25 protein-coding genes are annotated in these 25,767 nt (G+C 67.2%); 9 read left to right on the top strand and 16 right to left on the bottom strand.

Annotation, left to right across the window (positions count from 1 at the left end; translation table 11 throughout):
• Positions 1–4 precede the first annotated feature (4 nt).
• The 3 genes from U5809_RS16530 to U5809_RS16520 form a co-directional block, all read right to left on the bottom strand.
• The gene (locus U5809_RS16530) at positions 5–970 is read right to left on the bottom strand and encodes an L-carnitine dehydrogenase (protein WP_124671638.1); all 966 of its coding nucleotides are present in this window, start codon (positions 968–970) and stop codon (positions 5–7) included.
• An 86-nt stretch (positions 971–1,056) separates the two neighbouring features.
• Positions 1,057–1,986, bottom strand: a complete 930-nt coding sequence (locus U5809_RS16525) for a 3-keto-5-aminohexanoate cleavage protein (RefSeq protein WP_322087313.1) — start codon at positions 1,984–1,986, stop codon at positions 1,057–1,059.
• A 61-nt stretch (positions 1,987–2,047) separates the two neighbouring features.
• The gene (locus U5809_RS16520; protein ID WP_282508664.1) at positions 2,048–3,001 is read right to left on the bottom strand and encodes a choline ABC transporter substrate-binding protein; all 954 of its coding nucleotides are present in this window, start codon (positions 2,999–3,001) and stop codon (positions 2,048–2,050) included.
• A 338-nt stretch (positions 3,002–3,339) separates the two neighbouring features.
• Here U5809_RS16520 and U5809_RS16515 point away from each other — a divergent pair, with 338 nt between their 5' ends.
• Positions 3,340–3,507, top strand: coding sequence for a hypothetical protein (locus tag U5809_RS16515; protein ID WP_322087312.1), 168 nt, complete (start codon positions 3,340–3,342; stop codon positions 3,505–3,507).
• A gap of 28 nt (positions 3,508–3,535) precedes the next feature.
• Here U5809_RS16515 and U5809_RS16510 read toward each other — a convergent pair whose 3' ends face one another.
• Complete coding sequence (locus U5809_RS16510; RefSeq protein ID WP_322087311.1) at positions 3,536–4,417, bottom strand: LysR family transcriptional regulator; 882 nt, start codon at positions 4,415–4,417, stop codon at positions 3,536–3,538.
• A gap of 121 nt (positions 4,418–4,538) precedes the next feature.
• On the opposite strand from U5809_RS16510, the gene U5809_RS16505 reads away from it, so the two are divergent.
• Positions 4,539–4,982 (top strand): DMT family transporter, encoded by a 444-nt coding sequence (locus U5809_RS16505; RefSeq protein WP_322087310.1) that lies wholly within the window; start codon positions 4,539–4,541, stop codon positions 4,980–4,982.
• Between the two features lie 68 nt (positions 4,983–5,050).
• On the opposite strand, the gene U5809_RS16500 is transcribed toward U5809_RS16505, so the two are convergent.
• The 7 genes from U5809_RS16500 to U5809_RS16470 form a co-directional block, all read right to left on the bottom strand.
• A complete protein-coding gene (locus tag U5809_RS16500; protein WP_322087309.1) occupies positions 5,051–6,556 on the bottom strand; it encodes an aldehyde dehydrogenase family protein in 1,506 nt (501 codons plus the stop codon).
• 33 nt (positions 6,557–6,589) lie between these two features.
• The gene (locus tag U5809_RS16495) at positions 6,590–7,057 is read right to left on the bottom strand and encodes a cytochrome c (RefSeq protein WP_322087418.1); all 468 of its coding nucleotides are present in this window, start codon (positions 7,055–7,057) and stop codon (positions 6,590–6,592) included.
• 71 nt (positions 7,058–7,128) lie between these two features.
• Positions 7,129–7,629 (bottom strand): cytochrome c, encoded by a 501-nt coding sequence (locus tag U5809_RS16490; RefSeq protein WP_322087308.1) that lies wholly within the window; start codon positions 7,627–7,629, stop codon positions 7,129–7,131.
• Complete coding sequence (locus tag U5809_RS16485; RefSeq protein WP_176048352.1) at positions 7,626–8,162, bottom strand: methylamine dehydrogenase light chain; 537 nt, start codon at positions 8,160–8,162, stop codon at positions 7,626–7,628. The genes U5809_RS16490 and U5809_RS16485 overlap by 4 nt, the downstream gene beginning before the upstream one ends.
• A gap of 39 nt (positions 8,163–8,201) precedes the next feature.
• A complete protein-coding gene (gene mauD / locus U5809_RS16480; protein WP_322087307.1) occupies positions 8,202–8,828 on the bottom strand; it encodes a methylamine dehydrogenase accessory protein MauD in 627 nt (208 codons plus the stop codon).
• Positions 8,825–9,379 carry a MauE/DoxX family redox-associated membrane protein gene (locus U5809_RS16475; protein WP_322087306.1) on the bottom strand — a complete coding sequence of 185 codons (555 nt, stop codon included), beginning with the start codon at positions 9,377–9,379 and terminating at the stop codon, positions 8,825–8,827. The genes mauD and U5809_RS16475 overlap by 4 nt, the downstream gene beginning before the upstream one ends.
• Positions 9,380–9,386: 7 nt before the next feature.
• On the bottom strand, positions 9,387–10,544 hold the full coding sequence (locus tag U5809_RS16470) for an amine dehydrogenase large subunit (protein ID WP_322087305.1): 1,158 nt from the start codon (positions 10,542–10,544) through the stop codon (positions 9,387–9,389).
• Positions 10,545–10,806: 262 nt separating this feature from the next.
• Between U5809_RS16470 and U5809_RS16465 the strand changes: the two genes are divergently transcribed.
• From U5809_RS16465 to U5809_RS16445, 5 genes are all read left to right on the top strand, one after another.
• Positions 10,807–11,751, top strand: coding sequence for a helix-turn-helix domain-containing protein (locus U5809_RS16465; RefSeq protein WP_415877951.1), 945 nt, complete (start codon positions 10,807–10,809; stop codon positions 11,749–11,751).
• Between the two features lie 125 nt (positions 11,752–11,876).
• Positions 11,877–12,821 (top strand): GlxA family transcriptional regulator, encoded by a 945-nt coding sequence (locus tag U5809_RS16460; protein WP_322087303.1) that lies wholly within the window; start codon positions 11,877–11,879, stop codon positions 12,819–12,821.
• 483 nt (positions 12,822–13,304) lie between these two features.
• On the top strand, positions 13,305–15,017 hold the full coding sequence (locus U5809_RS16455; protein WP_322087302.1) for a M36 family metallopeptidase: 1,713 nt from the start codon (positions 13,305–13,307) through the stop codon (positions 15,015–15,017).
• A gap of 79 nt (positions 15,018–15,096) precedes the next feature.
• On the top strand, positions 15,097–16,350 hold the full coding sequence (locus U5809_RS16450; protein ID WP_322087301.1) for a M20/M25/M40 family metallo-hydrolase: 1,254 nt from the start codon (positions 15,097–15,099) through the stop codon (positions 16,348–16,350).
• A 175-nt stretch (positions 16,351–16,525) separates the two neighbouring features.
• A complete protein-coding gene (locus tag U5809_RS16445) occupies positions 16,526–16,888 on the top strand; it encodes a YbjQ family protein (RefSeq protein ID WP_176048360.1) in 363 nt (120 codons plus the stop codon).
• A gap of 6 nt (positions 16,889–16,894) precedes the next feature.
• Here U5809_RS16445 and U5809_RS16440 read toward each other — a convergent pair whose 3' ends face one another.
• The 4 genes from U5809_RS16440 to betC all read right to left on the bottom strand — a co-directional run bounded on the left by U5809_RS16440 (position 16,895) and on the right by betC (position 22,347).
• Entirely contained in the window at positions 16,895–18,133 is a 1,239-nt protein-coding gene (locus U5809_RS16440; RefSeq protein WP_322087300.1) for an MFS transporter, read from the bottom strand.
• 254 nt (positions 18,134–18,387) lie between these two features.
• Complete coding sequence (locus U5809_RS16435) at positions 18,388–19,527, bottom strand: porin (RefSeq protein ID WP_176048362.1); 1,140 nt, start codon at positions 19,525–19,527, stop codon at positions 18,388–18,390.
• 258 nt (positions 19,528–19,785) lie between these two features.
• Entirely contained in the window at positions 19,786–20,751 is a 966-nt protein-coding gene (gene choX, locus U5809_RS16430) for a choline ABC transporter substrate-binding protein (RefSeq protein WP_322087299.1), read from the bottom strand.
• A 45-nt stretch (positions 20,752–20,796) separates the two neighbouring features.
• Positions 20,797–22,347 carry a choline-sulfatase gene (gene betC, locus U5809_RS16425; protein WP_322087298.1) on the bottom strand — a complete coding sequence of 517 codons (1,551 nt, stop codon included), beginning with the start codon at positions 22,345–22,347 and terminating at the stop codon, positions 20,797–20,799.
• Positions 22,348–22,585: 238 nt separating this feature from the next.
• Between betC and U5809_RS16420 the strand changes: the two genes are divergently transcribed.
• Positions 22,586–23,491, top strand: coding sequence for a choline sulfate utilization transcriptional regulator (locus U5809_RS16420; RefSeq protein WP_322087297.1), 906 nt, complete (start codon positions 22,586–22,588; stop codon positions 23,489–23,491).
• Positions 23,492–23,748: 257 nt separating this feature from the next.
• Positions 23,749–24,636: a formyltetrahydrofolate deformylase gene (gene purU, locus U5809_RS16415; RefSeq protein WP_322087296.1), complete on the top strand. Its 888-nt coding sequence runs from the start codon at positions 23,749–23,751 to the stop codon at positions 24,634–24,636.
• 21 nt (positions 24,637–24,657) lie between these two features.
• On the opposite strand, the gene U5809_RS16410 is transcribed toward purU, so the two are convergent.
• Positions 24,658–25,650, bottom strand: coding sequence for a DMT family transporter (locus tag U5809_RS16410; protein ID WP_322087295.1), 993 nt, complete (start codon positions 25,648–25,650; stop codon positions 24,658–24,660).
• Between the last annotated feature and the right edge of the window lie 117 nt (positions 25,651–25,767).

Raw genomic sequence — 25,767 nt, 5'->3', positions numbered from 1 at the left:
TCCTTTAATCCTCGAATCGCATCCCGTGCCGCGCCTTCACCGCGGCGATCGATTTCAGCACCTCGGTGATGCACTCGTCGCGATAGCGTTCGAGCTCCTTGATGCTGCGCGTGCCCTGCTGTTCGGTCGTGCCTTCGACGACGCTGTCGATCAGCGCGTCGGTCAACGTCGGCGCGACCAGCTTCGTCCACGGCAGTTCGAGCGCAGGACCGAACTGCTGCATGAAGTGTCGCATGCCCGCGTCGCCACCGGCCAGCGTGTAGGTCAGGAACGTGCCCATGAACGACCAGCGGATGCCCGCGCCGAAACGGATCGCATCGTCGATCTCGCCGGTCGTCGCGACGCCTTCGTTGACCAGGTGCAACGCCTCGCGCCACAACGCTTCGAGCAGGCGATCGGCGATGAAGCCCGGCACCTCCTTGCGCACGTGCAGCGGCCGCATGCCGAGCTTGCGATAGATCTCCATCGCGCCTTCCACGGCTTCCGGCGACGTGCGCGCGCCGCCGAGCACCTCGACGAGCGGCAGCAAGTAGACGGGATTGAACGGGTGGCCGACCACGCAGCGCTCCGGATGCGTCGCCCGCGCATAGAAATCCGTCGGCAGCAGCCCCGACGTCGACGACGCGATGATCGCGTCGGGTTTCGCCGCGCGGCTGATCTGTTCGTGCAGTTCGAGCTTCAGCGCCTCGCGCTCGGGCGCGCTTTCCTGGATGAAATCGGCATCGGCGACACACGCCTCGATCGTCGCGACGAAGCGCAGCCGTGCGGGGTCGGCGCCCGGCGCGAGGCCGACGCGTTCGAGCGCGGGCCACGCGTTCGCGACGTTCGCGCGCAGCCGTTCTTCCGCGCCCGGCGCGGGGTCCCACACGACCACGTCGAGACCGTGCGCGAGCGCACGGGAAATCCACCCGCTACCGATCACGCCAGTGCCGATGGCGGCGAACGTCTTGATGTCGGTCTTCACAGCCATGTCAACGCATCCTTCAAATCAGGGGAAATCGGTGGGCGGCCGCGCCGGTGCGCATGCCGCCGTGTCGTATCAGTCAGCGAAAGAACTCACGCGAATTCGGCGATCGCACGACGTTCGAGCGAACGCTCGCCACGCGCCGGCAGGCCGAGCTTGCGGCGGCCTTCGGCCGGTGTCAGCACGCGGCCGCCGAGCCGTTCGATGACCTCGCGGGCGCGTTCGACGAGCGTGCCATTGGTCGCATGCACACCGCGATCGAGCCAGATGTTGTCTTCGAGGCCCACGCGCACGTGGCCGCCGAGCAGCATCGCCTGCGCGACCATCGGCATCTGCATGCGGCCGATCCCGAAGCCGGCCCAGTGCGCGCCCGGCGGCAGGTTGTCGACCATCGCCTTCATCGTGCCCGTATCGGCCGGTGCGCCCCACGGAATGCCGAGGCACAGCTGGAACAGCGGCGGATCGTCGAGCAGCCCTTCCTTCAGCAACTGCTTCGCGAACCACAGATGGCCCGTATCGAAGATCTCCAGTTCCGGCTTCACGCCGAGTTCCTGGATGCGCTTCGCCCCGGCGCGCAATTGCGCGGGCGTCGACACGTAGATGTAATCGCCGTCGCCGAAATTCAGCGTGCCGCAGTCGAGCGTGCAGATCTCGGGCAGCAGCTCCTCGACGTGCGCAAGGCGCGTGAGGCCGCCGACCAGGTCGGTGCCCTTGCCGAAGCGCATCGGGTCTTCGCCCGGGCCGATCTCGAGATCGCCGCCCATGCCGGCCGTCAGGTTGATGATCACGTCGACGTCGGCCGAGCGGATGCGGTCGACCACTTCGCGGTACAGGTTCGGGTCGCGGCTGCCGCGGCCCGTCTGCGGATCGCGCACGTGGCAGTGCGCGACGGTGGCGCCGGCCTTCGCGGCTTCGATCGCGGCCGCCGCGATTTCCTTCGGCGTGACCGGAATCGCCGGATGCTTGCCGACCGTATCGCCCGCGCCGGTGACGGCGCAGGTGATGATGACTTCGTGGTTCATGCTGGGTGCCTCGCTTGATTCGGGTTGTGTCGCATTGCAGGGGTGGCGCGGGCGCCGGCCATCACAGGCCGAGATACGCCTTCACGGCAGGCAGGCCGTCCTTGCCGTCGAACGTCTTGACGCCCGCGAGCCACGGATCGAGCACCTGCGGATTCTTCTTCAGGTAGGCCTTCGCGGCCTCGGCCGGCTTCGTCTTGTTCATCACCGACTGCATCAGCTGGTTCTCGAGTTGCGTCGAGAAGCGCAGGTTCGTGACGAGCTTGCCCGCGTTCGGGCAGCGCGAAATGAAGTCGGGCGCCGTCAGCGTGTACACGCGCGCTTCGCCGTAGTTAGGCCCGAACGACGCATCGCCGCCGGACAGGTAGTTCATGCTGAGCTGGATGTTCATCGGGTGCGGCTCCCACCCAAGAAAAACGACCCACTTCTTCTCGCGGATCGCGCGCTCGACCGTCACCAGCATCCCGGCCTCGCTCGACTCGACGAGCTTGAAGCCGCCGAGCCCGTACTGGTTCGTGTCGATCATCTTCTGGATCGTCGCGTTCGCGCTGCTGCCCGGCTCGATCCCGTAGATCTTGCCGTCGAGTTCCGCGCGGTGTTTCGCGATGTCCTCGAAGGTCTTCAGGCCGGCCTGGTATTCGTAGCTCGGCACCGCGAGCGTCGCCTTCGCGCCGGACAGGTTCGGCGGTTCGACGACGTTGATCGACTTGCTGTCGAGGAACGGCTGCAACTGCTTCTGCTGCACCGGCCACCAGTAACCGAGCGACACGTCGAGCTGCTTGCTCTTCAGACCGGCGAACGAGATCGGCACCGACGCGATCGTCGTGGTCGGCTTGTAGCCGAGCGCCTCGAACACGGTCGACGCGAGCGCCGTGGTCGACGTGATGTCGGTCCAGCCGATATCCGCGAAACGCACGGTGCGGCAGGTCGCGGCATCGGTCTCGGCCAGCGCCGCGTTCGTGAACGCGCCGGTCGCCAGCACGGCCGCGGCAAGCGCGGCGATCTTCGTCGACTTCATGGTTCGGTTCCTCCCGGTTGGTCTCGCGGCAGCCGGCGCGCGGAGTGTGCGCCGGCCTGCATCGTGGGAGTAAAAGTAACGAGCCATATTCGCCGCGAGAAGACCGCCGGCGACCTGTTCTTGACTATTTGCGACTATGAGTGGAAACCACTATGTTTTGCTTGAGGCTTGGTGGGCGGGGGTTTAAGGCGATTTCAGGTGGAAATCGGGTTGCCCCGATGCGGCGTGCGGCTTTCGATTGAGCCCCGGCGACACTGACAGATTTCCGACATACCCCCGGGTGCCGCGGATCGGCCCTAAGCTGGCCTCCTCAACACGTCCGGCCAGCCAGGAACCCCATGATCCTCACCGCTCTCTTTGTCGTGGCCGTTTTCGCCATCGTCGCGCTGATGCACCGCGGCGTGATCGGCAAGGCCGACACGCGGCTACGCGCACGACTCGACGCGGAAGGCCCGCGCGGCGATATATCGCGCCGGTTGATGCGCGAATCGGGATACCGCGTCTGAGGTTGCGCGCGGCGGCAATGCGCCCGCCTCAGCCGGTCGTCACCACCCGCACGAACGCCTCCGCCAGCACCGTCGGCTCGACCGGCAACAGCAGCGCACACACCGACTTCGCGTCTTCATCCGAAAGCGGCACGAACACGGCGCCGTCGATACCGAGGCTCGCCATCCGCTCCGGCACGATCGCCACGCCGCGCCCGGCCGCGACGAGATTCAGCATCGACGTCTTCGGCGACACGATCCGGGCCGCCGCCGGCACGAAGCCCCGTTTCAGGCAGAGATCGATCACGACGCGCGCCAGCCCGCCCCGCTCGCGATACACGGCCGACACGAACGGCTCTCGCCGCAACCGCGAAATCGCGACGCGCTTGCGGCCCGCGAGCGGATGATCGGCAGGCACCGCCACGCACAGGCGCTCGGCCGCCAGTTCGACGAAGCGTACGCGCGCATCGCGCCGCAGCACCGGCAAGCGGACGACGCCGACATCGGCTTGGCCGTTCGCGATTTCAGTCACCTGATCCTCGGACGACGCACGATCGAGATCGACCCGCGCGCCCGGGCATTCGCTCATGAAGCGATCGAGATCGGGCATCAGGCTGCCGACTGGAACGGTACTGGAATGCAGCAGCCGCAGTACGCCAGCCTCGCCGCGCGACAACTGCGAGCCCTCTTCGGCAGCCGCCATCAGCGTGGCCGGGATCGACGCGACGCGTTCGCGATAGATCGCGCCGGCCGGTGTCAGCCGGACGCCCCTCGGCGCACGGTCGAACAGCAGGAAACCGAGTTCGTCCTCGAGCTGGCCGATCTGCCGGCTGAGCGCCGACTGCGCAACATGGAGCGCACCCGCGGCCGGCGTGAAGCCGCCGAGATCCGCCACGGTCAGGAAATACTGGATTTGCCGGAGTGATGGCATGCCGAAACGAGATGGATACGCGCCGAATTCGATATTTGTGTTATAGCGGCGCGCTCCGCAGAATGAAAGCCTCCCGTGCCGGAATCCCCGTTCCGGCCGCTCATACGGAGCGTTCATCGACGTGACTACCCTGCTGTCCTATCTGCTGGTCGTGGCGGCCGGCATCAGCGTCGCATTGCAGCAGGTGCTCAACGCGAACCTCCGCGCGCAGATCGGCTCGCCGTGGTGGGCCGGGTCGGTCAGCTACCTCGTCGGACTGGCCGCGATGCTGGCCATCGCGCTGCTGTCGCCGCATCCGCGCCTGAGCGGCACCTTCTCCAGCGCAGGGTCGTGGTTCAGCTGGACAGGCGGATTCTTCGGCGCGATATTCGTCGGCGTCGCGATATTGATGGTGCCGCGACTGGGCGCGGCCACGACGCTCGCGCTGATCGTCGTCGGGCAGATGACCGGCGCGCTCGTGTTCGATCACTTCGGCGTGCTCGGCATCGCGCAGCATCCGGCCAGCGCGGTCCGCATTGCCGGCGCGGCGTGCCTGATCCTCGGGGTCGTGCTGATCCGCGCCTGAAGGCGTCGCGGCCGGCACGCGTGCGTTGCCGATACGACGGCCACACACGCGCTCGCTCGCGACGACGCTCACGCGTAGTTCATCATCACCGACTTGCTTTCCGTGTACTGGTCGATCACCGCGCGGCCGAGTTCGCGCCCGAAGCCCGACTGCTTCATCCCGCCGAACGGCAACGCATTGTCGAGCAGCGAATGGCAGTTGACCCACACGGTGCCGGCTGCGATACGCGGAATCAGCTTGTGGATCGCCGACAGGTCGTTCGACCAGATGCTCGCGCCGAGGCCGTACGGCGTGTCGTTCGCGAGCTGCACGGCCGTATCCGGATCGTCGAACGGCATCGCGACGAGCACCGGTCCGAAGATCTCCTCGCGCACGACGCGCATCGCCTGCGTCGTATCGACCAGCACGGTCGGCTCGACGAAGAAGCCGGGGCCGTCGATCGCACGGCCGCCCGCCGCGGCGCGCGCCCCTTCGCCGAACCCCGAGTCGATGTAACCGCACACGCGCTCGCGCTGTTTCGCCGAGACGAGCGGGCCGATCTGTGTCGACGGGTCCATCCCCGGGCCGATCTTCAGGCTCGCGGCGATCTTCGCGACGCGCTCGATCACGCCGTCGAACACCTTCGAGTGGATATACGCACGCGAACCGGCCGTGCATACCTGCCCCTGGTTGAAGAAGATCGCGTTCGCGACGCCCAGCGCGGCCTTGTCGAGATCGACATCGGGCAGCACGATCACCGGCGACTTGCCGCCGAGTTCGAGCGACATCCGCGTCATGTTGTCGAGCGCCGCATGGCCGATCGTCTTGCCCGTCTGCGTCGAACCCGTGAATGCGATCTTGTCGATGCGCGGATCGCGCGACAACGCCGCGCCGGCCGTGTGACCGTAGCCGGTGACGATATTGACGACGCCGTCCGGAAAACCGGCCGCCTGAATCAGTTCGCACAGGCGCAGTGCGCTCAGCGGCGTATCTTCGGCAGGCTTCAGCACGACCGTGCAACCGGTCGCGAGCGCCGGCGCAATCTTCCATGCCGCCATCAGCAGCGGGAAATTCCACGGGATGATCGCGCCGACCACGCCGACGGGTTCCTTGCGCGTGTAGGTGAAGATCTCGCTGTCGGGCATGTACGGCATGCCGGCGTCGATCACGCTGCCTTCGATCTTGGTCGCCCAGCCGGCCATGTAGCGGAAGCACTGCGCCGCCATCGCGACGTCGAGCCCCTGCGCGACCATCACCGGCTTGCCGTTGTCGAGCGATTCGATTTCGGCCAGCTCGCGCGCGTTCGCTTCGATCAGGTCGGCGAGCACGAGCAGCAGCCGCTCGCGGTCGGTGGTCTTCGCGGTGCGCCACGGGCCCGCGTCGAATGCGCGCCGCGCGGCGGCGACCGCCTGCTGCACGTCGCGTTCGTCCGCTTCGGGCACGCGCGCGAGCACGGTGCCGTCGGCCGGATTCACGACGTCGAACTGGCGACCCGACGCGGCGTCGCTCCACTCGGCGCCGATCAGCATCTTCTTCGGCTTCGCGAGGAACGCGCGCGTTGCGTCGAGCAACGGAAAGGTTTCGTTCGTCTCCATGTCCACGTTTTCCTGGTTCGTTGAATGAGTCGGTCAGTAGCGATCCGTGACGCCGTCGATCCCGCGCGCCTGCAACGCGCGGACGAGCCCGGCGCGCACGGTCGCAACGTCGGCAAAAGCGGGACGGCGGTGCGCGGCGACTTCGGCGGCCGTATAGGGCTTGAAGTCACGCGGCAGCGCATCGCGGTTCATCGTCGTGAGCACCCAGTTGAGCACGTCGGCCAGATCCTGGTCCGACAGCGCCGAGTTCGACGCGCCGGGCACGCGCATCACGTACTCGCGCCCGCCCGGCAGGTGCGTGAAATAGCCGAGCGAGTTCGCGAGCGGCGGCACCTTGCCGGGAATGCCGCCGCCCGTCGCCGTATGGCAGCCCATGCAGTTGAGCACCCAGTGCTGCCGCACGAGTGTCGCGTCGGTTAAGCCGTCGGCATGCGCGGACGGTGCGACCGCACACGCCGCAGCGCCCGCCAGCAGCAGCCACGACGACAGGCGACGCGACATGCCGGCGAGCCACGACGACGCGCCCCGCGTACCCTGCGCGGAGGCGTCCGCACGGGACGCGCGGGCGCCGTTCACAGGCCGAGCCCCTTGATCACCACCGCCCGTTGCGCGTGCACGGCCGTGCCGTCCATCACCTTCGCGCGCGCCGCGCGGATATCGGCCGCCGTGAACGGCTTCGCGTCGCCGTGCTGCGCGTTGAGGTCGAACACGACGTAGTTGAGCACGTGCGCGATGTCGTCGTCGCTCGCGCTCGCGAACGACGGCATCTTGAAGTTGTAGCTCTTGTCGTGCACCTTGATCTCACCGAACATCCCGTGCAGCAGCGTCGCGACCAGTTGCGCACGCCCCGGCTCGGCCGCCGCATACTTGCCCGGATACTCGGTCAGCGGCGGCGCGAGGCCGTCCTGCCCTTTGCCGCCCGCCTGATGGCACACCGCGCACTGCGCGTCGAACAGACTCTTGCCAGCCGGGTAATGTACGGTTTCCTGCGCGCCGGCAACGCCCGCCAACGCAAGGGCTGCAACGGCCGTCATGCTTGCAACAGCGATCCTTCCTGCTTGCTTCACTTTCATTGCTTTGCCGCTCCCAGCAGAACCGAAACCGAACAGTGGTAATTCGAATTACCGTTCGCCATGCACCAGTTGATGTCGTTGTTCAGCGACAGCTTGTACAGCGGCTTCTCGCGCTCGTTGCGGTTGCAGAAGCACTTGCCGCACGAAGTCTTGCCGCAACAGTCGTTGTACGACACGATGTAGTCCGAACCATCGTGCGGATTGCGACACGTGCCGATCCACGTGATCGGCGAAGGCGTCGTGCCCGGCGGGCAGCTGCTCGACGTGCCGCCACAGCAGCTGCAGAGCCAGCCGTCGATCGCGCAGTACTTCCAGTAGTCGCAGCTCATCGGGTCGTCGCTCGCACCCGACGCGGCGGCGCCTGACGCGCCCGACGCCGCATCGGCCGCGTATGCGGTGCGGTCGACCGGCAGCAGCGGCAGCAGCGCCGATCCCACCAGCACCTTGCCGAGCTTCGCCATCGCGCTGCGCCGCGAACTGTGCTGCGCGACGCCGCGCGCCGACCGCTCGAACCATGAATCAAACAGGCCCATGTCGTTGTTCTCCCATGACGTTGTAAGTGGGTCGGCCGGTCATGCGTGCTGCGCGTGCGCGTCGCGGCTGTGATCGCCGTGCACGAACTGCTGCAGCGATGCGACGCCGCGCTCCTTCGCCTCGAACAGGCTCTCGAGATGCTCGCGCGTATTGACGAGGCCCTTCGCACGCACCGTGCCGGTTTCGTCGAGCAGCACCGCGTACGGCAGCTTGCCGATCTGGTATGCAAGGCCGAGCTCCTGCGACAGCACGTACGGGAAGCGCCCGAGGTCGTGCTTCTGCGCGAAGCGCGCGTGTTCGTCGAAATCGCCGTCGCTCGCGAGCACGATGTTCACCGGCGTCGCTTCGCTTGCCTGCAGCGACGGCAGCAGCGGCAGCAGCTTCTTGCAGACCGGGCACGTCGGCGACAGGAAGAACAGCAGCGTCGCCTTGCCCGACGCATCGATGCCGCCGACCTTCACCTGCGAGCCGCGAATGTCGGTCAGTTCGAACGTCGGCGCGATCGCGCCGACCGCCGGCCCCTTGTCGATCATCAGCGCGCCGGCCGGCATGATGCGTTCGTACAGGATGCCGATCTGGCGCACCAGCGCGAGGCAGATCGCGCCGAGCGCGAGAACGGCCACCCACAGCAGGGCGGTGGAAACGGTGAGAGCGGTTTGCATCATGAATTCCTCAGGTGGGAAAGGCGCGGTACGTTGGCGAGCAGCACGTCGACGGTGAGCAGCGCGCAGACGATCAGCAGCACGGAGAAGAACAGCGTCAGGTAGTCGAACCACACGACGGCGCGCGCGCCCGGTTCGACGAACGCGGTGGCGGTCAGCGCGACGAGCAGCAGCACGCGGCCGACGTGCAGCCAGCCGATGCCGCGCGGCGCGTCCGTGCGCGCGGCGGTGAAGCCGGAACAGCCGCAGTCGATGTCGGTATGGCCGCGCAGCAGGTTGATCGCGAGCCCGGCCGCGAAGGCCAGCAGCAGCGCGATCAGGCCGGTCGCACCGGCCGTGCGCGTATCGGGAAACAGCAGCGCGGCGGCGCCGAGCGTTTCCGCGAGCGGAATCGCGAACGCGATGGGCGCGGTCAGCGCATCGGGCAGCAGCCGGTAGCCGGCGAGCGCCTGCCGGAATGCGGCGGGCCGGCGCATCTTCGCGAAGGCGCCGAGCAGCACGACGGCGGCCGCGCCAGCCTGCGCGCTGGTGGCGAGTACGGGATCGAGGGTCATCGCGGCCTCACGGGTTGACGAGCAGCGACGACGTATTGCCGATCTGCTTCTCGACGTTCTGCAGCTTGCCGGTGCGCGCGTCCATCACGACGAGGTCGGACGTCGCCGTCAACCCGTAGAACAGCGGCTTGTCGTCCTCGCTCACCTGGATCGACACGAGCGGATCGATCTTCTGTTGCGCGAGATCCCAGCGCGCGACGCGCTGCTTCGACTTCAGGTCGAACACCCACACCTGCGTACCGGGATCCTTGTGCGAGCCGTCGGTACCCTTGTGCATCAGCACGTAGTAGCGGTTCTGCCTCGCCTGCACGGCCGTCTGCTGCATGCCGCCCGGACGCCAGCCCTCGGCGCGTTCAGCGTCCGTCAGCACCGGCCACGGCTTGCCGAACACCGGCTTGTCGCCGCTGAAATCGGCGCTGCGCACGTTACCGCCGTAGGTGGTGAACAGATAGTCGCCCTTGTAGCGCGACGCGTTCACGAACGCCGGATCCTTGTCGACATCGATGAACGCGTCCGACATCGTGCGCTTCGCTTCCTTGCCGTTCGCGTCGAGCGTGACGGTCAGCGCCTTGCCGCTCTCGCACAGCGCGGTGAATCGGTCGTTGCCCGACGGATACGCCAGCACGCAGGCCGCGGTGTCGATCTCCGACAGCACCTTCTTCGACACCGCGTCGATCACCGTGATCGATGCGGCAGGCGTGATGTTCGCGACGTACAGCCGCTTGCCGTCGGCACTGAACGCGGTGTTGTACGGCGACGGTACATGCTGCCCGTGCTTCGGCGGAATCACGATCTCGCCCGCGTGATCGAGCGTCGTGTTGTCGGTCATCTCGACGACATCGGTGCGCGCGCCGTGCGAGCCGCGCGCGAAGTAGGTCGTCGCGACGAAGCTGGTTTTATGGTCCGGCGAGATCGCGAGGCCGGGGCCGAAGCCGCCGTCGATCTGGCCGAGCAGCTTCTTCGCGTCGGCGTCGTACACATAGATGCGCCCGTCGGTCATCGACGGCATCGAGATGTCGACGATATAGACCTCGTGCGGATGCCACGGCGGCATCTTCTGCACGACCAGCTCTTCGGGCTTTTCCGTCGCGTTCGCGCCGCCGGCCCACGCCGCCGCGAACGCCAGCGTCGCCGCGAGCGCCGCGGTTCGTCGCCTTGTCCTCATGTCGCCTCCAGTTGGGGATTCACGTAATGTGGGGCGACTGTAGTTCGACAATAAATCCGGTCAGCACCCGGACCGGCAACGCGTGCGTGCCGATTCGGGATATTGGAAATGCGCGTGAAAGCCTCATGGCCAAGCGCCTTCCGACCCTCTGAAGAATGCACGCGGAATAGCGCTCCCCCTTATTGCGCCGACCGCTCGGTCGGTTTAATCTTTCGCGGTCCTGCTCGATACCCCCGGAGGCGCTGTGTTCGTGTTTCACGAGATGTTCGACGACGCGGACCGGCATGCCGAGGCGCTGCGCGGCTGGAACCAGCGCTACGACCAGATCGGTCCGGGCTCGTACCGCAGCGCGGTCAAGCACGCGGTGCTCGACGGCCTGCAGCTGTTCCAGGAAGCCGCGAACGTGCGCATCATCCAGCGTGGCCGGCTGCCGCCCGGCCATACGGTGTTCGGCATGCCGCTCACCGGCTCGGGCGCGTTCGCGTTCGGCGGCGCGCGTATCGAACGCGGCACGATGGTGATGGCGCGCGGCGGCGCCCCGTTCGAATTGCATTCGCCCGACGACATGTCGCTGATCGGCGTCGTCGTCGATGCCGAGCTGCTGCAGCAGGTCGAGGATGCGGCCGACGTACGGCTCGACGATACGACGCTGCGGCGCGGTGTCGTCGACATGCCGACCGCCGTGCTGATGCGCGCGAGCGTGCAGATCGCGACGCAGCTCGAACGCGTGCTGTCCTCGCCCGATACGTACGTCGACGCACGCGTGCAGCGCGAGCTGCGCGGCGAAGTCGGCAACGTGCTCGTCGATCTCCTCACATACCGGATGCCCGCGCCGTCGAACCGGCTCACGCACGCATGCCGCGCCGACATCGTGCGCCGCGTGCACGACTACGTGATCGAGCATCCGGAAGCGCCCATCGACGTGCTGAGCCTGTGCGCGCAGTTGCGCGTGAGCCGGCGCACGATGCAGAACAGCTTCCAGTCGGTCGTGCAGACGAGCCCGTTGCACTACGTGCGCTCGCTGCGCCTGTCGCAGGTGCGGCGAATGCTGCTCGACACGCGGCAGGCCGATCTGCCGATCAGCGACGCGGCCGCGCGCTGGGGCTTCATCCATCTCGGCCATTTCGCGAACGCGTACAAGGCGCAATTCGGCGAACTGCCGTCGACCACCGCGCGCCGTTCCGTGCGCGGTGCAAAAACGCGCTGACGCGCGCAAAACCCGCGATAATCTCCCGCTGACCGTTCGGCGCGTGCGAACCGGCGCGGCGCGTGCCGGCCCGATCGCCGCCTCGTGCGATACGTGACGACCACCGGATTCGATCCCCTGCTCCGATGCCCGAGGATTTTCACTTCCTGTTGCTGCCCGGCTTCTCCGCACTCGGCTTCATGTCGGCGGTCGAGCCGCTGCGCGTCGCGAACCGCTTTCGCACCGAACTCTATCGCTGGCACGTAATCAGCGCCGACGGCGCGCCCGTCGCCGCGAGCAACGGTATTCCGGTGGCCGCCGAAGCCGCGTGCGCGGACGTCGAACAGGTCGACACCGTGTTCGTCGTCGCGGGCTTCGATCCGCTCGTGTGCTACACGCGTGCGCTCGCCGACTGGCTGCGCCGCCAGCACCGGCATGGTGCAACGCTCGGCGGCATCGACACGGGCAGCTTCGTGCTCGCGGAGGCCGGGCTGTTCGACACGTCGCAACCGCTCACGCTGCACTGGGAGGCGCTGGCCGCGTTCCGCGAGCGCTATCCGGGCCTGAACGCGACGCAGGAGCTGTTCGAGATCGACGACCGGCGCATCACGTGCGCGGGCGGCACCGCATCGATCGACATGATGCTCGACCTGATCGGGCGCCGGCATGGCGCCGACCTCGCGGCCGCCATCTCCGAACAGTTCGTCGTCAGCCGCATCCGGCAGCGCTCGGACAGCCAGCGGCTCGAGATCGCCGCGCGCTACGGCGTGCACAACCGCAAGCTGATCCAGGTGATCGGCACGATGCAGCAGCACATGGAAAACCCGCTCGGCTCCGACGCGCTCGCGCAGGATGTGTCGATCACGCGGCGTCAGCTCGAACGGCTGTTCAGCGCGACGCTGAACGACACGCCGACGCACTTCTACCTGAATCTGCGCCTCGATCGCGCACGTGAACTGCTGCAGCAGACCGACATGAGCATCACGTCGGTGTGCGTCGCATGCGGGTTCGAATCGCCGTCGCATTTCTCGCGCACGTATCGCACGCGATTCGGCGTGAGCCCGCGCAGCGACCGGCGTGCAACGCGCTGATCGTCGTGCGTTTTAATCACAATCCCGCGCGGTATTACGCGTTCCGGCAGCGTTTCCCGCCGCTCGCTGAACAATGCCGGCGATTGATCCGCCAACCGAAGCGACCGTCGAAAATAAACTGGAATGTCGTTGAAAATATTCTGTAACATATCAAAAAAAGTTAGATAGGCAGCCTAACGACATGCATGCCGCATTCCGGCGGGCTGCCAACCGATATCGATTCGATCCGAGGGGTATGACATGACGATGCTCGCTTCGCCGTCGCCGCACCTGCCTGCCGTTCGCTTCCCTTCACGCGCGTCTCCCGCGTCCCCCTCTTCGTCCGCCTGTTTCTTTTCGACCTGACATTCAGGATTCCTTAGTCAGTCGACACTCCCAACACCGCTTCGCCGCACCGGTTCCATCGAACCGGCGCGCGGGCCGTGTCGTGCCTGCGCGCCACGAGCGCGCGGGCGTGTCCAACCGTTGAGATGAGGATCACGTATGCAGACATCACGCAAAGCATTGCCGCTCGCCCTGGGTCTCGCGCTCGGTTTCGGCATCGTCGGCGGCACCCTGGCCGATACGAAAGTATCGAACCCGCAGGCCGCGAGCCTGCGCGAAAGCCTGACGCGCGGCGTCGCGCCGCCGGCCGCGAAGGCCGATACGGCCGCCGGGCAGTACCGCGCGGACGGCGTCGCCGTCACGCTGTACAACCCGGCCTATCGCGTCAAGAAGGCTGCCTCGACGCCCGCCGCGACCGCACGCGACTTCGTCGCGTCTCAGGCGACGCAGCTCGGGCTCGACCCGGCCGCGCTCGCGAGTCTCGTCGTCACGTCGGAACGCAACGATGCCGACTTCACCGTCGTGCGCCTGCAGCAGCAGGCCGCCGGACTGCCCGTGTACGGCAGCGACATCGCGGTGACGGTCGCGAAGGACGGCCGCATCCTGTACGTCGCGAGCAACACGATCAACGGCGTGGTCGCGACGACGCGCAAGTCGCAGGCCGTCGACCAGCAGCAGGCGCTCGACCGCGCCCGTGCGTATCTCGGCGTGAGCGGCTTCACGAATCTCGATGCGCAGCTCGTCGCGTTCGTCGACAAGGCCGGCACGCACACCGCGTGGAAGGTGCGCGGCCGCCCGCAGGACGGCCCGAAGGGCGACTGGGAACTGCTGATCGATTCGGGCAGCGGCGAAGTGCTGCGCGCCGAGGACAAGGCGTTCTATGCGACCGACGGCACCGGCTTCGTGTTCCGGCCCGATCCGCTTTCGCCGACGAAGAGCAGCTACGGCAGCACGGGCTACAAGGACAACAACGACGCCGATTCGACGCAGCTCACGGCCGCGCGCGTGCGCGTGACGCTGAAGGATCTCGCGCAGTCGGGCTCGCGCTACACGCTGACGGGCCCGTACGCGGCGTGCATCGATTTCGATGCGCCGCTCGACAACGCATGCCCGTCGCAATCGACGCCCGCGTTCGAATTCACGCGCGGCAACCTGTATTTCGAGGCCGTGAACGCGTACTACCACATCGACACGTTCCTGCGTTACGTGAACCAGACGCTCGGCATCAAGGCGCTGCCGTATCAGTACACGGGTGGCGTGCAGTACGACCCGCACGGCGAATCGGGCGACGACAACTCGTCGTACTCGTCGAGCAGCGGCCGGCTGACCTTCGGCCAGGGCGGCGTCGACGACGCGGAAGATGCGGACGTCGTGATCCACGAGCTCGGCCACGGCATCCACGACTGGGTGACGAACGGCGGCCTGTCGCAACAGGAAGGCTTGTCGGAAGGCACCGGCGACTATCTCGCCGCCGCGTACAGCCGCGACTTCAACCAGTGGAGCCCATCGGATGCGCAGTACCACTGGGTCTACAACTGGGACGGCCACAACGAATACTGGGGCGGCCGCGTGACCAACTGGAACGTCGGGCGCACGTATGCGCAGGCGCGCGGCGCGGAGATCCATACGGCCGGCCAGTACTGGGCGTCGTGCAACCTCGTCGCGCGCGATGCGATCGGCGCGCAGGCGATGGACAAGGCATTCCTGAAGGGGCTGTCGATGACCAACAGCTCGACCAACCAGAAGGCCGCCGCGCAGGCCGTGCTGACGGCCGCCTCCGCGCTCGGCTACAGCAACGCGCAGCTCACCGCGATCGGCAACGCATACAACAAGAGCTGCACGTACGGCGTGACCGTCCCGCAGAAGTCGTAATTCCGCAGCAGGCGGGGGCACATCGCACGACCTGCGGCGCGCTCCCATCATCGACATCGCCATCCTCACGAGATCGAACATGCCTACTCTGAAACTCACTCGCCTGAGCACCGCGCTCGGCGCCATGCTGCTGACCGCCGCGGCACACGCGGCACCCGTCTGGATCACGCTCGGCGACACCGCGTTCCGCCAGCTTCAGCGCATCGATGCAAGCGCCACCGCGCAATACAGCACGACCATCGACGCCGGCAAGACGGCCGACGGCGCCACGCGACGCGAAACCGTCCACGTCGTCGAGATCGACGATTCACGGCTCGGCGAGCTGGCCCACGCCGTCCACCATACGCGCGGCCACGGGCCCGGCTACGTCGTGCATGACTCGTTCGACGAAGCGCGACTGGCGCTGCAGCCGTTGCCGGCCACGCTCGCGAAACAGGCCGCGGCGCCTGCGTACAAGGTATCGAACGCACCGCAGATCGGCACCTGGATCCAGCAGCTTCAGGCCAGCAACATCGTCGGCACGATCACGTCGCTGTCCGGCTTCACGAACCGCTACTACACGACGTCGCACGGCGTCGCTGCGTCGGACTGGCTCGCGCTGCAGTGGAAACAGCTGGCCGGCTCGCGCACCGACATCGCCGTCGAGCAGTTCGCACACACCGGCTTTCCGCAGAAATCCGTGATCCTGACGATCCGCGGCAGCGATCCGGCTGCCGGCACGATCGTGCTCGGCGGTCACCTCGATTCGACGGTCGGCCGCACGACGGAGAACACGCGCTCGCCCGGCGCGGACGACGACGCGTCGGGCATCGCGAGTCTCACCGAAGCGCTGCGCGTGCTGCTTGCGAACGACTACCGGCCGAAACGGACGATCAAGTTCGTCGGATATGCGGCCGAGGAAGCCGGCCTGCTCGGCTCGAAGGCGATCGCGAAGCAGTTCCGCACGCAGAACGCGAACGTAGTCGGCGTGCTGCAGCTCGACATGACGAACTACAAGGGCGATCCGAAGGATATCTACCTGATCACCGATTACACGAACGCGGCGCAGAACACGTACTTGACGAATCTGGCGAAGACTTACCTTCCGGAACTCGCGATCGGTACGTCGCAGTGCGGGTATGCGTGCTCGGATCACGCGTCATGGAATGCGCAGGGCTATCCGGCATCGTTTCCGTTCGAGGCCGACCAGAACGACAGCCCGTACATCCATACGGTGAACGACACGCTGGAGAACTCGGACCGGCAGGCAAACCACGCGCTGAAGTTCGGCAAGCTGGCGCTGGCCTATGCAGTCGATCTCGGCGGGAACGGCAGTGCGACCGTGAAGCACTGACGGCGCGCGGCCGGACCGTTCGGCCGGAAAGGGCGAAAGCGTGTGCTCGCGGTTTGCACACGCTTTCGTTACGAGGTGCTCTCTGCAGTCGCGGCGTTTGTCCCTCGTCGAACCGGGAACGCGGGCTCGTCCGGATAGAATCCCCGTTCGACCACTTCGCTACGCGCTTCCCGCCATGACCGACTTCTCCCATTCCATCGACGATCTGTCGCCCGCGCGTGTCACGACCGCGTTCGACCTGCCCGGCCATACGACCGTTCGCTCGCTCGGCGTCGCGCAGGGCATCGTCGTACGCTCGCGCTCGATCGTCGGCTCGTTCGGCGCGTCGCTGCAGACGATCTTCGGCGGCAACATCACGCTCTATACGTCGCTATGCGAGAAAGCGCGCCAGCAGGCCTTCGACAAGATGCTGACCGATGCGCGCAAGCTCGGCGCGAACGCGATCGTCGCGATGCGCTACGACTCGACCGAAATCGGTTCGGGTGTCACGGAAGTCATCTGCTACGGCACGGCCGTGCGCGTGACGCAGGACGCGTGACACGAGTCACGCGTCGCGCTCGAGCGACTTCATGTTCGTGAGCTGAGGAAACAGCCGCATCCACGTGAGCGCAACCGCGATCGTCGCCGCGCCGCCGACGACGATCGCCGTGGGCGCGCCCCACCATGCGGCCGTCACGCCCGATTCGAATTCGCCGAGCTGGTTCGACGTGCCGATGAACAGCGAATTGACCGCACTCACGCGCCCGAGCATCTCGTCGGGCGTGCGCAACTGCACGAGCGACAGGCGCACGACGACGCTGACCACATCCGATGCGCCAAGCGCGGCCAGCGCAACGAGCGACAGCGCGAAGTGGCGCGACAACCCGAACACGATCGTCGCGATGCCGAATGCGATCACGCCGCCGAACATCGCGCGGCCCGGCCGTCCTTTCAACGGGAAACGCGTGAGCCACAGCGTACCGGCAAGCGCGCCGACGGCCGGCGCCGCGCGCAACGCACCGAGCCCCCACGGCCCGACCTGAAGGATGTCGCGTGCGTAGATCGGCAGCAGCGCGGTCGCGCCGCCGAACAGCACCGCGAACAGGTCGAGCGACAGCGCGCCGAGGATCGCCGGTTCGCGCCGGATGAACGCGATGCCTGAAAACACCGATCGGAGCGTGACCGGTTCGCGCGTGGGCGGCGCGCTGCGCAGCGGAATCGTGCCGCTCAACACCGCCGCGATCGCGAATGCGACGACGCTCGTGCCGAACGCGACGGGCGCGCCGACGCCATACAGCAGCCCGCCGAATGCGGGCCCGAGAATCTGCGCGGCCTGGTTCGCGGACGTCGACAACGCGGTCGCGCGCGGCAGGTCGGTGCGCGGCACGACGGCCGGCAGCAGCGACGACACCGACGGCGACTCGAACGCGCGGGCCGTGCCGACGATCGCCGCAAGCGCATACACGGCCGGCGCGGCCAGCCATCCTTGCACCGCACCGAGCAGGAACACGCCGGCGGCCAGCGCCTCGACGCCCTGACAGATCGTCGCGATGCGCCGGCGGTCGTAGCGGTCGGCCACCTGCCCGACGACGAGCGTCAGCGCGAACATCGGCACGAACTGCGCAAGGCCGACGAGACCGAGCGCGAACGCGCTGTGCGTGAGCGCGTAGACGTACCACCCGATTGCAACCGACAGGATCTGGAAAGCCAGGGAAGACATCACGCGCGTGCCCCAGAAACGCTGGAACGGCGCATGGCGGAACAGGTTCGCGGGTAACGGGGATAAAGGACTGGAGTCGGGCACGGGGTCGGTCGTCGGAGTCTGGGCGGTCGGCGCTGCGCACTGCAACCGTTCGGACAACGACGACGCACGCCGGTGCGTGCGCGCGACGACGGTGCTGGCGCGGCGAAACCGCGATGATATGCCAACCTCGAAAAACGGACCGTATGCCTGCCGCGGACCGGCCCCGCCCGACGCACGGCAAAAAAAAAGCGCGAACCTCGGTTCGCGCCAAAGAGAGACCTCGCTGAGGACGTCGCCGCCCCACACCACCCCGCTCAGAACGAATGCCGCATCCCGATCCGCACGTCGGCCTGCGTCTGCGTCGTCGACGGCGTGAAGCTGTAGCCGATCACCGCATCGACACCCTGCGACGCGCGCAGGTAGTCGCCGGAGATATACACGTCGGTGCGCTTCGACAGCATGTAATGCAGGCCCGCCGTGCCCTGGTTCCAGTGATGGCCCTCGAAGCGCGTGTGCTGATAGCCCGCGATCAGGCTCAACGCCGGCGTGAACTGGTACAGACCGCCGCCTTCATACACCTGCATGTGCGACGACTGGCCGAAACCCTTGATCGTCGTGTACGAGAAGTTGGCGTCGAGCGTCAGCTTGCCGATCGTGTAGCTCGAGCCGATGCCGAACGTGCCCTGGCTGTCGACGTCCATCGCCGTGTTCGCGAACAGGTCGGTGCGTGCGCCGGTCGCCGGATCGACGGTCACCGTCTGCTGGCCGAGGAACGTGTGCGTGCCGATCATCGCGTACGGGTCGAACCCGTAGATGCCGTTCGGGTTGTTCAGGCGCGTGTACGCGGCGCCGACCGAGAAGTCGCCCTTCGTGTAGCTGGCGCCCGCGCTCCATGCGCTGTTGCGGTGGAAGTTGCCCGCGACGTTGCCGAACGAGTACATCGCGCCGAACTTGAAGCCGCTGAGGTCGTTCGACAGGAACTTCACCGAGTTCGGCAGGCGGTCGCCGTTGAAGCGGTCGAAGTCGCCCTGGTGGATCGCATAGCCGCTGCCCCACGCCGAGATGTTGTAGATCGACACGAGTTCGTTCGTGATGTCGAGCTGATTGCCGAACGACAGCGTGCCCCAGTCGTTCTGCAGGCCGACGTACGCCTGGCGGCCGAACTCGGAACCGCCGAAGCCGAGTTGCCCGGTGCCGAGGCGGAAGCCGCTCTCGAGCGTGAACACGGCCTTCAGGCCGCCGCCCAGGTCTTCGGTGCCCTTGAGGCCGAAGCGGTTTCCGTACGCGACGCCGTCGTCGAACTTGACGACGTGCGAGCCGCCCGTGTTGTTCACGTACGTGATGCCCGCGTCGAGAATCCCGTACAGCGTCACGCTGCTCTGCGCGTGCCCGATGGCGGGAATGCAGGCCGCGCATGCAAGCGCGGCGGCTACGGCAACTTTCGTGTGCTTCATTGTCGACCACCCTCCCTGAACCGTTCGATGGATAGAATCTCGTCCCGGCGCGTGCCGCGATGCGCCGGTGGATTCGAATTCAATACGCCCGCTGGCTTCGGCATTTCGTTTTTCGCAATAACGCAGCCATTGGCGAAAAATACAAACCCATATTTCGCATCACCCGTCTGAAGGCGACACTAAATGGTCACGATGCGACCGGTCGGGAAAACACGTAGACAGGCGGCGCGGTAAAACCGGCCGCCAGAAGGGAGGGAATCAGCGACCGTCGAGGGCCGCGCGCACGGCCGGCAGGCCCGGTGCACCGGCCGCCGTCGTCACGCCGTCCAGCCAGCCGGCGACCAGCGCCGGGTCGGTCTTCAGCGCATGCTGCGCCGCGAGCGCGGGCGACGTCTTGTTGTCGAGCATGTCGGCGATCATCCGGTTTTCGACGTCGACGGAGAACGTCATCTGCCGGAACAGCCGCGCAAGGTTCGCGCACTGGCCCGCGAACCCGGAGCGCGTGACGGTGTTGACCGTCGCGCCGCCGTAGTTCGGGCCGAAGTACGCATCGCCGCCCGACAGGTAGGTCAGATGGAACTTCGTGTTCATCAGATGCGGCTCCCAGGCCAGAAACACGATCCAGCGCTTGTCGCGCACCGCGCGCTCGACCTGCGTGAGCATGCCCGTCTCGCTCGATTCGACCAGCGACCAGTTCGCCGCGCCGAGCGCGTGGTCGGTGAGCATCCGCTTGATGTTCTGGTTCGCGGGCGCACCGGGCTCGATCCCGTAGATCTTGCCGCCGAAGCGCTCGGCGTAGCGCGCGAGGTCGGCGAACGTATGCACGCCGGCGGCCGCCACGTAGTCGGGCACCGCGAGCGTGAACTTCGCGCCGCTCAGGTTCGCGTGCAGCACGTCGATCGATTTGTCGTCGACGAACGGCTTCACGAGCGGCGCCTGCGCGGGCATCCAGTTGCCGAGGAACACGTCGACCTGCCCTTTCTTCAAGCCCTGGTACGTGATCGGCACCGACAGGTTCGCCACGTCCTGCCGGTAGCCGAGCGCCTTCAGCACGACGCCCGCCATCGCGTTCGTCGCGTCGATGTCGGTCCAGCCGGGCGCCGCCATCTTCACGTCGCTGCACGTCTGCGGGTCGGCCGCCCGCGCGCCCTGCGCCGTCACCAGGCACGCGGCCGCGGCGAGCGCCGCGCCGATCCGGATTGCTGCATTGCATTGCCGTTTCATCGTCCGCTTCCTCCGTCGTTCGTTTGGGTTCGCGATGCGGGGCGCTCAGCGCCCGACGCGCGGAAAACGCGCCATCGCCTCGAGCGTGTCGAGTTCGATGTGATTGCGCATGTAACGCTGGCTCGCGTCGGTGAACGGCTGCCAGTCCCACGCCTGGATGCGGCCCTGCGTCGTCGCCGTGTAATGAAAGCGCCGGCGCCGCTGGCTCGCACGCACCTGCCGGTCGAGCTCGGGCAGATCCCAGCGCCGCGCGGCCTCCGCGCGGAACGCGGCAAGGACGTCGGCGGCTTCCGGCACGCCGGCCAGGTTCGTCAGCTCGCGCGGATCGTCCGACAGGTTGTAGAGCTGGTCGGGATCGAGCGGACAATGCACGTACTTCCAGTCGCCGCGACGGATCATCACGACCGGCGCGACCGCGCCTTCCGCGAGGTATTCGCCGATCGCGACATCGTGTGCGGGCGTGCCGTGCAGGTGCGGCACGAGGCTCGCGCCGTCGACGGGGTCCGGCCACCCGGGGTCCGGCCATCCGCCGGCCGGCGCGGCGCCGGTCAGGTCGACGAGCGTCGGCAGCAGGTCGAGGTGCGACACGGGCCCGCGCACGCGCGCGGCGCCGAAGCGGCCCGGCGCATGGACGATCAGCGGCACACGGCAGCCGCCTTCGAAGAACGTCATCTTGTACCAGAGCCCGCGCTCGCCGAGCATGTCGCCGTGATCGGACGTAACGATCACGATCGTGTCGTCGGCGAACCCGCACTGTTCGAGCGCGGCCAGCACGCTGCCGAACTGCGCGTCGACGTAGGACGTCGCGCCGTAGTACGCGCGGCGCGCGGCGCGGATCTGCGCGTCGGAAGGCGGCGTGCGGTCGTTCTCGCAGACGAAGCGCAGCCGCTGCGAATGCGGGTCGCTGTCAGCCGCGTCGAGCCGCACGGCCGGCATGTCGATCTCGTCGTCGCGGTAGAGATCCCAGTATTCGCGCGTGATCGCATACGGGTCGTGCGGATGGGTCAGCGACACGACCATGCAGAACGGCCGCGCATCGTGCCCGGCCGCGCGCTCACGCGCGACGTCGTACAGCTTCTGCTTCGCGGCGAACGTGACTTCGTCGTCGAAATCGAGCTGGTTCGTGCGTACGCACGGGCCGGCGTCCAGCACCGAACTCATGTTGTGATACCAGCTCGGCCGCTCGGTCGGCCGATCCCAGTCGGGCACCCAGCCGAAATCGGCTGGATAGATGTCGGTCGTGAGCCGTTCCTCGAAGCCGTGCAACTGGTCGGGCCCGCAGAAATGCATCTTGCCGGACAGCATCGTCCGGTAGCCGCCCGCGCGCAGGTAGTGCGCGAACGTCAGCGTTTGCGCCGGCAATTCGGCGGCGTTATCGTAGGCGCCGATCCCCGACGGCAGCTTGCCGGTCAGCAGCGAGAAACGAGACGGCGCGCACAGCGGGCTCGCGCAGTACGCGGCGTCGAACACCACGCCTTGCTCGGCGAGCCGGTCTAGCGTCGGCGTGCGCGCAACGCGGTTGCCGTAGGCCGGCAGCGCGAACGGCGTGAGCTGGTCAGCCATCAGGATCAGGATGTTGGGTGTCGGATTCGTCATCGGCGTTCGTGGGGGAAGCGGTGTTCGAATGGAACGGCGCGCCGCTCGGGCAGCGAGAAGTCCGGCATGAGGAGGCGGCCCGCAGAAAGTGCCGCGCGTGCGCGCCGCGCTGGCTAGAATCGCGGAATGCGTTGCGTGGCGGCCGTGAAGCGCGTGTGCCGTACCGTCCGATGCACTATCGCCCGCCCGAATTCGCGCGGGTAGGCGTCCGGCCCTTATGGGGCCATTAGAGAGACTTATGTCGAAATCCGAACCGTTACCGTCGATGCAGGCGCTGCGCGCGTTCGAATCGGCCGCCCGGCTCGCGAGCTTCACGGCCGCCTCGCGCGAGCTCGGCTCGACACAGCCGGCCGTGAGCCAGCAGGTGTACCAGCTCGAAGCCGAACTGGGCGTGCCGCTGTTCGACCGCAGCCCGCGCGGCGTCACGCTGACGGCCGACGGCCAGTGCCTGTACGAAGCGGTGCGGCTGAGCCTCGACACGCTGCGCGGCGCGACCGCGACGCTGCGCGCGCGCCGCGAACACGGCGCGCTCACGATCGTCACCGACTTCGGTTTCGCGACTTACTGGCTGATGCCGCGGCTGGCCGGGTTGAAGCGCGTGATGCCGGACGTCGACGTGCGGGTGGTCACGTCACAGGATTACGACGCGCAGCGTGACCACGGCGACATCGCGATCCTGTTCGGCGACGGTCACTGGCCGTCGTGCACGGCCGCGCGGCTCTTTCCGGAATCCGTCACGCCCGTGTGCTCGCCCGCGTTCCGCGCTGCGCACCCGCATGTCGCACGCGCCGACCACCTGCTCGCGCTGCCGCTGCTGCACGTGCAGCCGACGCGCCCCGAACGCTGGCTGTCGTGGTCCGGCTGGTTCGACGCGCACGGCCTCGAACCACCGGCGGCCGCGCGCGGCGTGACCTTCAACAGCTACGCGCTCGTGATCCATGCGGCGCTGCTCGGCGAAGGCGTCGCGCTCGGCTGGTCGCCGCTGGTCGACGAGCTCGTCGCGTCCGGCCAGCTCGTGAAACTCGTCGACGCGCCCGTCGTCACGTCGCGCGGCTACTTCCTGGTGCGCCCGCCGCAGCGGCCCGAGCCGGACGCAACTCATGTGTTCCGGCGCTGGCTGCTCGACGCGTGCGCGCCGGCCTGAACGGCCGCCGCCCGGCCGGCTGGTATCCGCCTGACGCCCGCCGGACCGGCCACGCCCGCCTCGCCTGACGCCTCGCCCAGCGACCGTTTGAAGCCCCGCCGCCCGGCCGCGCTGGCGCGCCGATACCAGCCACACGGCGGGTTGGTTCTATCCGCGCCCAAATCGTCCTGATTAACTTGAGCCTCCCGCTACCCGCGTAGCGTGGCGCCCCGTCGCGCCGCCGCGCGGGTAGCGTTCAATGACATCCGAGGAATCTCATGACCGCCGACTCACGCCCCGATCAATTCGTCCTGACGCTGTCGTGCCCGAGCGCGGCCGGCCAGGTCGCCGCCGTCGTCGGCTTTCTCGAGCGCCATCGCTGTTATGTCGATGCGCTGAACGTGTTCGACGACGATCTCAGCAACCACTTCTTCGTGCGCTGCGTGTTTCATCCGACGGATGAAACGCTGCAGATCGACGCGCTGCGCCAGGAATTCGCGCCGATCGCGGCCGCGCTCGGCGGCGGCGGCGAAGGCGACACGCAATGGGCGATCCACGACGTGAACGCGCGACCGAAGGTGCTGATCATGGTGTCGAAGCTCGAGCACTGCCTCGCGGACTTGCTGTTCCGCTGGCGGATGGGCGAGCTGAAGATGGACATCGTCGGCATCGTGTCGAACCACCCCGATTTCGAGCCGCTCGCCGCGCAGCACGGGCTGCCGTTCCGGCATTTCCCGATCACGGCCGACACCAAGGCGCAGCAGGAAGCGCAGTGGCTCGACTTCTTCGAATCGAGCGGCGCCGAGCTCGTGATCCTCGCGCGCTACATGCAGGTGCTGTCGCAGGAAACGAGCGCGAAGCTCGCGAACCGCGCGATCAACATCCATCATTCGTTCCTGCCCGGCTTCAAGGGCGCGAAGCCGTACCACCAGGCGCATACGCGCGGCGTGAAGCTGATCGGCGCGACCGCGCACTTCGTCACCGACGATCTCGACGAAGGCCCGATCATCGAGCAGGTCGTCGAGCGCGTCGATCATGCGCTGCGCCCCGAGCAACTGCTCGCGGTCGGACGTGATGTCGAATCCATCACGCTCGCGCGCGCGGTGAAGGCGTTCATCGAGCGGCGCGTGTTTTTGAACGGCGACCGGACGGTGGTGTTTTCGTAAGCCGGCGGCCACGGCCGTCCGTCATGCGGAAGCCGACGGCACGCGCACGGGCGCCGTGGCGACGCGCCGCGCCCGGCGCCGCAAGTACAGGTTGTTGAGAATCAGCGCGATGCCGGTCAGCGCGGCGCCCGCGATCTGCGCGCGATTGGGCACCACGCCCGTCGCCGCGGACACGATGAACGCGGTGATCGGCAGGACGTCCATGAACAGCACGCCGTTCATCGGCCCCAGAATCCGGTTGCCCGTCATCCACAGCAGGATCGCGCCGAAGCCGGCTACCGGCCCCATGTACGCGAGATGCGGCAGCACCGCGTGTATGGCGGACCACGACGGCGCCGCAATTCCATGCGTCACGATCAGCACCAGATTGACCGCGACGATCGTGGTCAGGCCGAGGCACGTCGTGAAGGTCGTGTATTTCAATGCCGACCAGCCGGTGAAGCGCGCCGCGCCGAACGTGTAGACCACCCAGCACAACGCGCCGACGACGATCAGCGCATTGGCCGCGTAGTGCTGCGGTTCGTGCAGCGCGGCGATCACGTCGCCGCGCGTGATGACGAGCGCCACGCCGGCAAAGGACAACACGACGAACAGCACCGACACCGGCGCGGGCGCGACGCGCCGCACCAGTGCGTTGAGCAGCAGCCCCATCATCGGCTGCGTCGCCATCATGATCGATGCGCTCAGCGCCCCTTCGTCGCCGGCCAGTTGCTGGCCCAGGAACACGAACGATCCGAACCCGCAAAAGCCGATCGAGCCGAGCAGCCATGCAAGCGCCACGGATTCGCCGGCCGGGCGGAATGCGTTCGGCCCTTCGACGATCCGCAACAACACGACGAACGCAGTGCCGGCGATCAGATAGCGCAGCGACGTGAACGTGAACGGATCGATGTACCGCAACGCATCGGTCATCACCGGAAACATCACGCCCATCAGGATCGTCGCGCAGACACATGCCGCGATGCCTTTCCCGTACGCGCTGGCGGCGGGTACTGCGAAATTTGCACCATTCATGACCGATCGTTCCCAAATTAATTGAACAACGACGCCGGTACGGCTGCGCGTAGCGGCGGGATCCCTTCAACTTCCTTGCCGAATCTGCCTGCCCTTCACGGTCTCGACGGTCGTGCG

Origin of the sequence: Burkholderia sp. BCC1999 (assembly GCF_905339975.1) — a bacterium.
Lineage (GTDB): Bacteria > Pseudomonadota > Gammaproteobacteria > Burkholderiales > Burkholderiaceae > Burkholderia.
The sequence above is the reverse complement of the archived record's forward strand: the minus strand, read 5'-3'. Positions and strand labels throughout refer to the sequence as shown.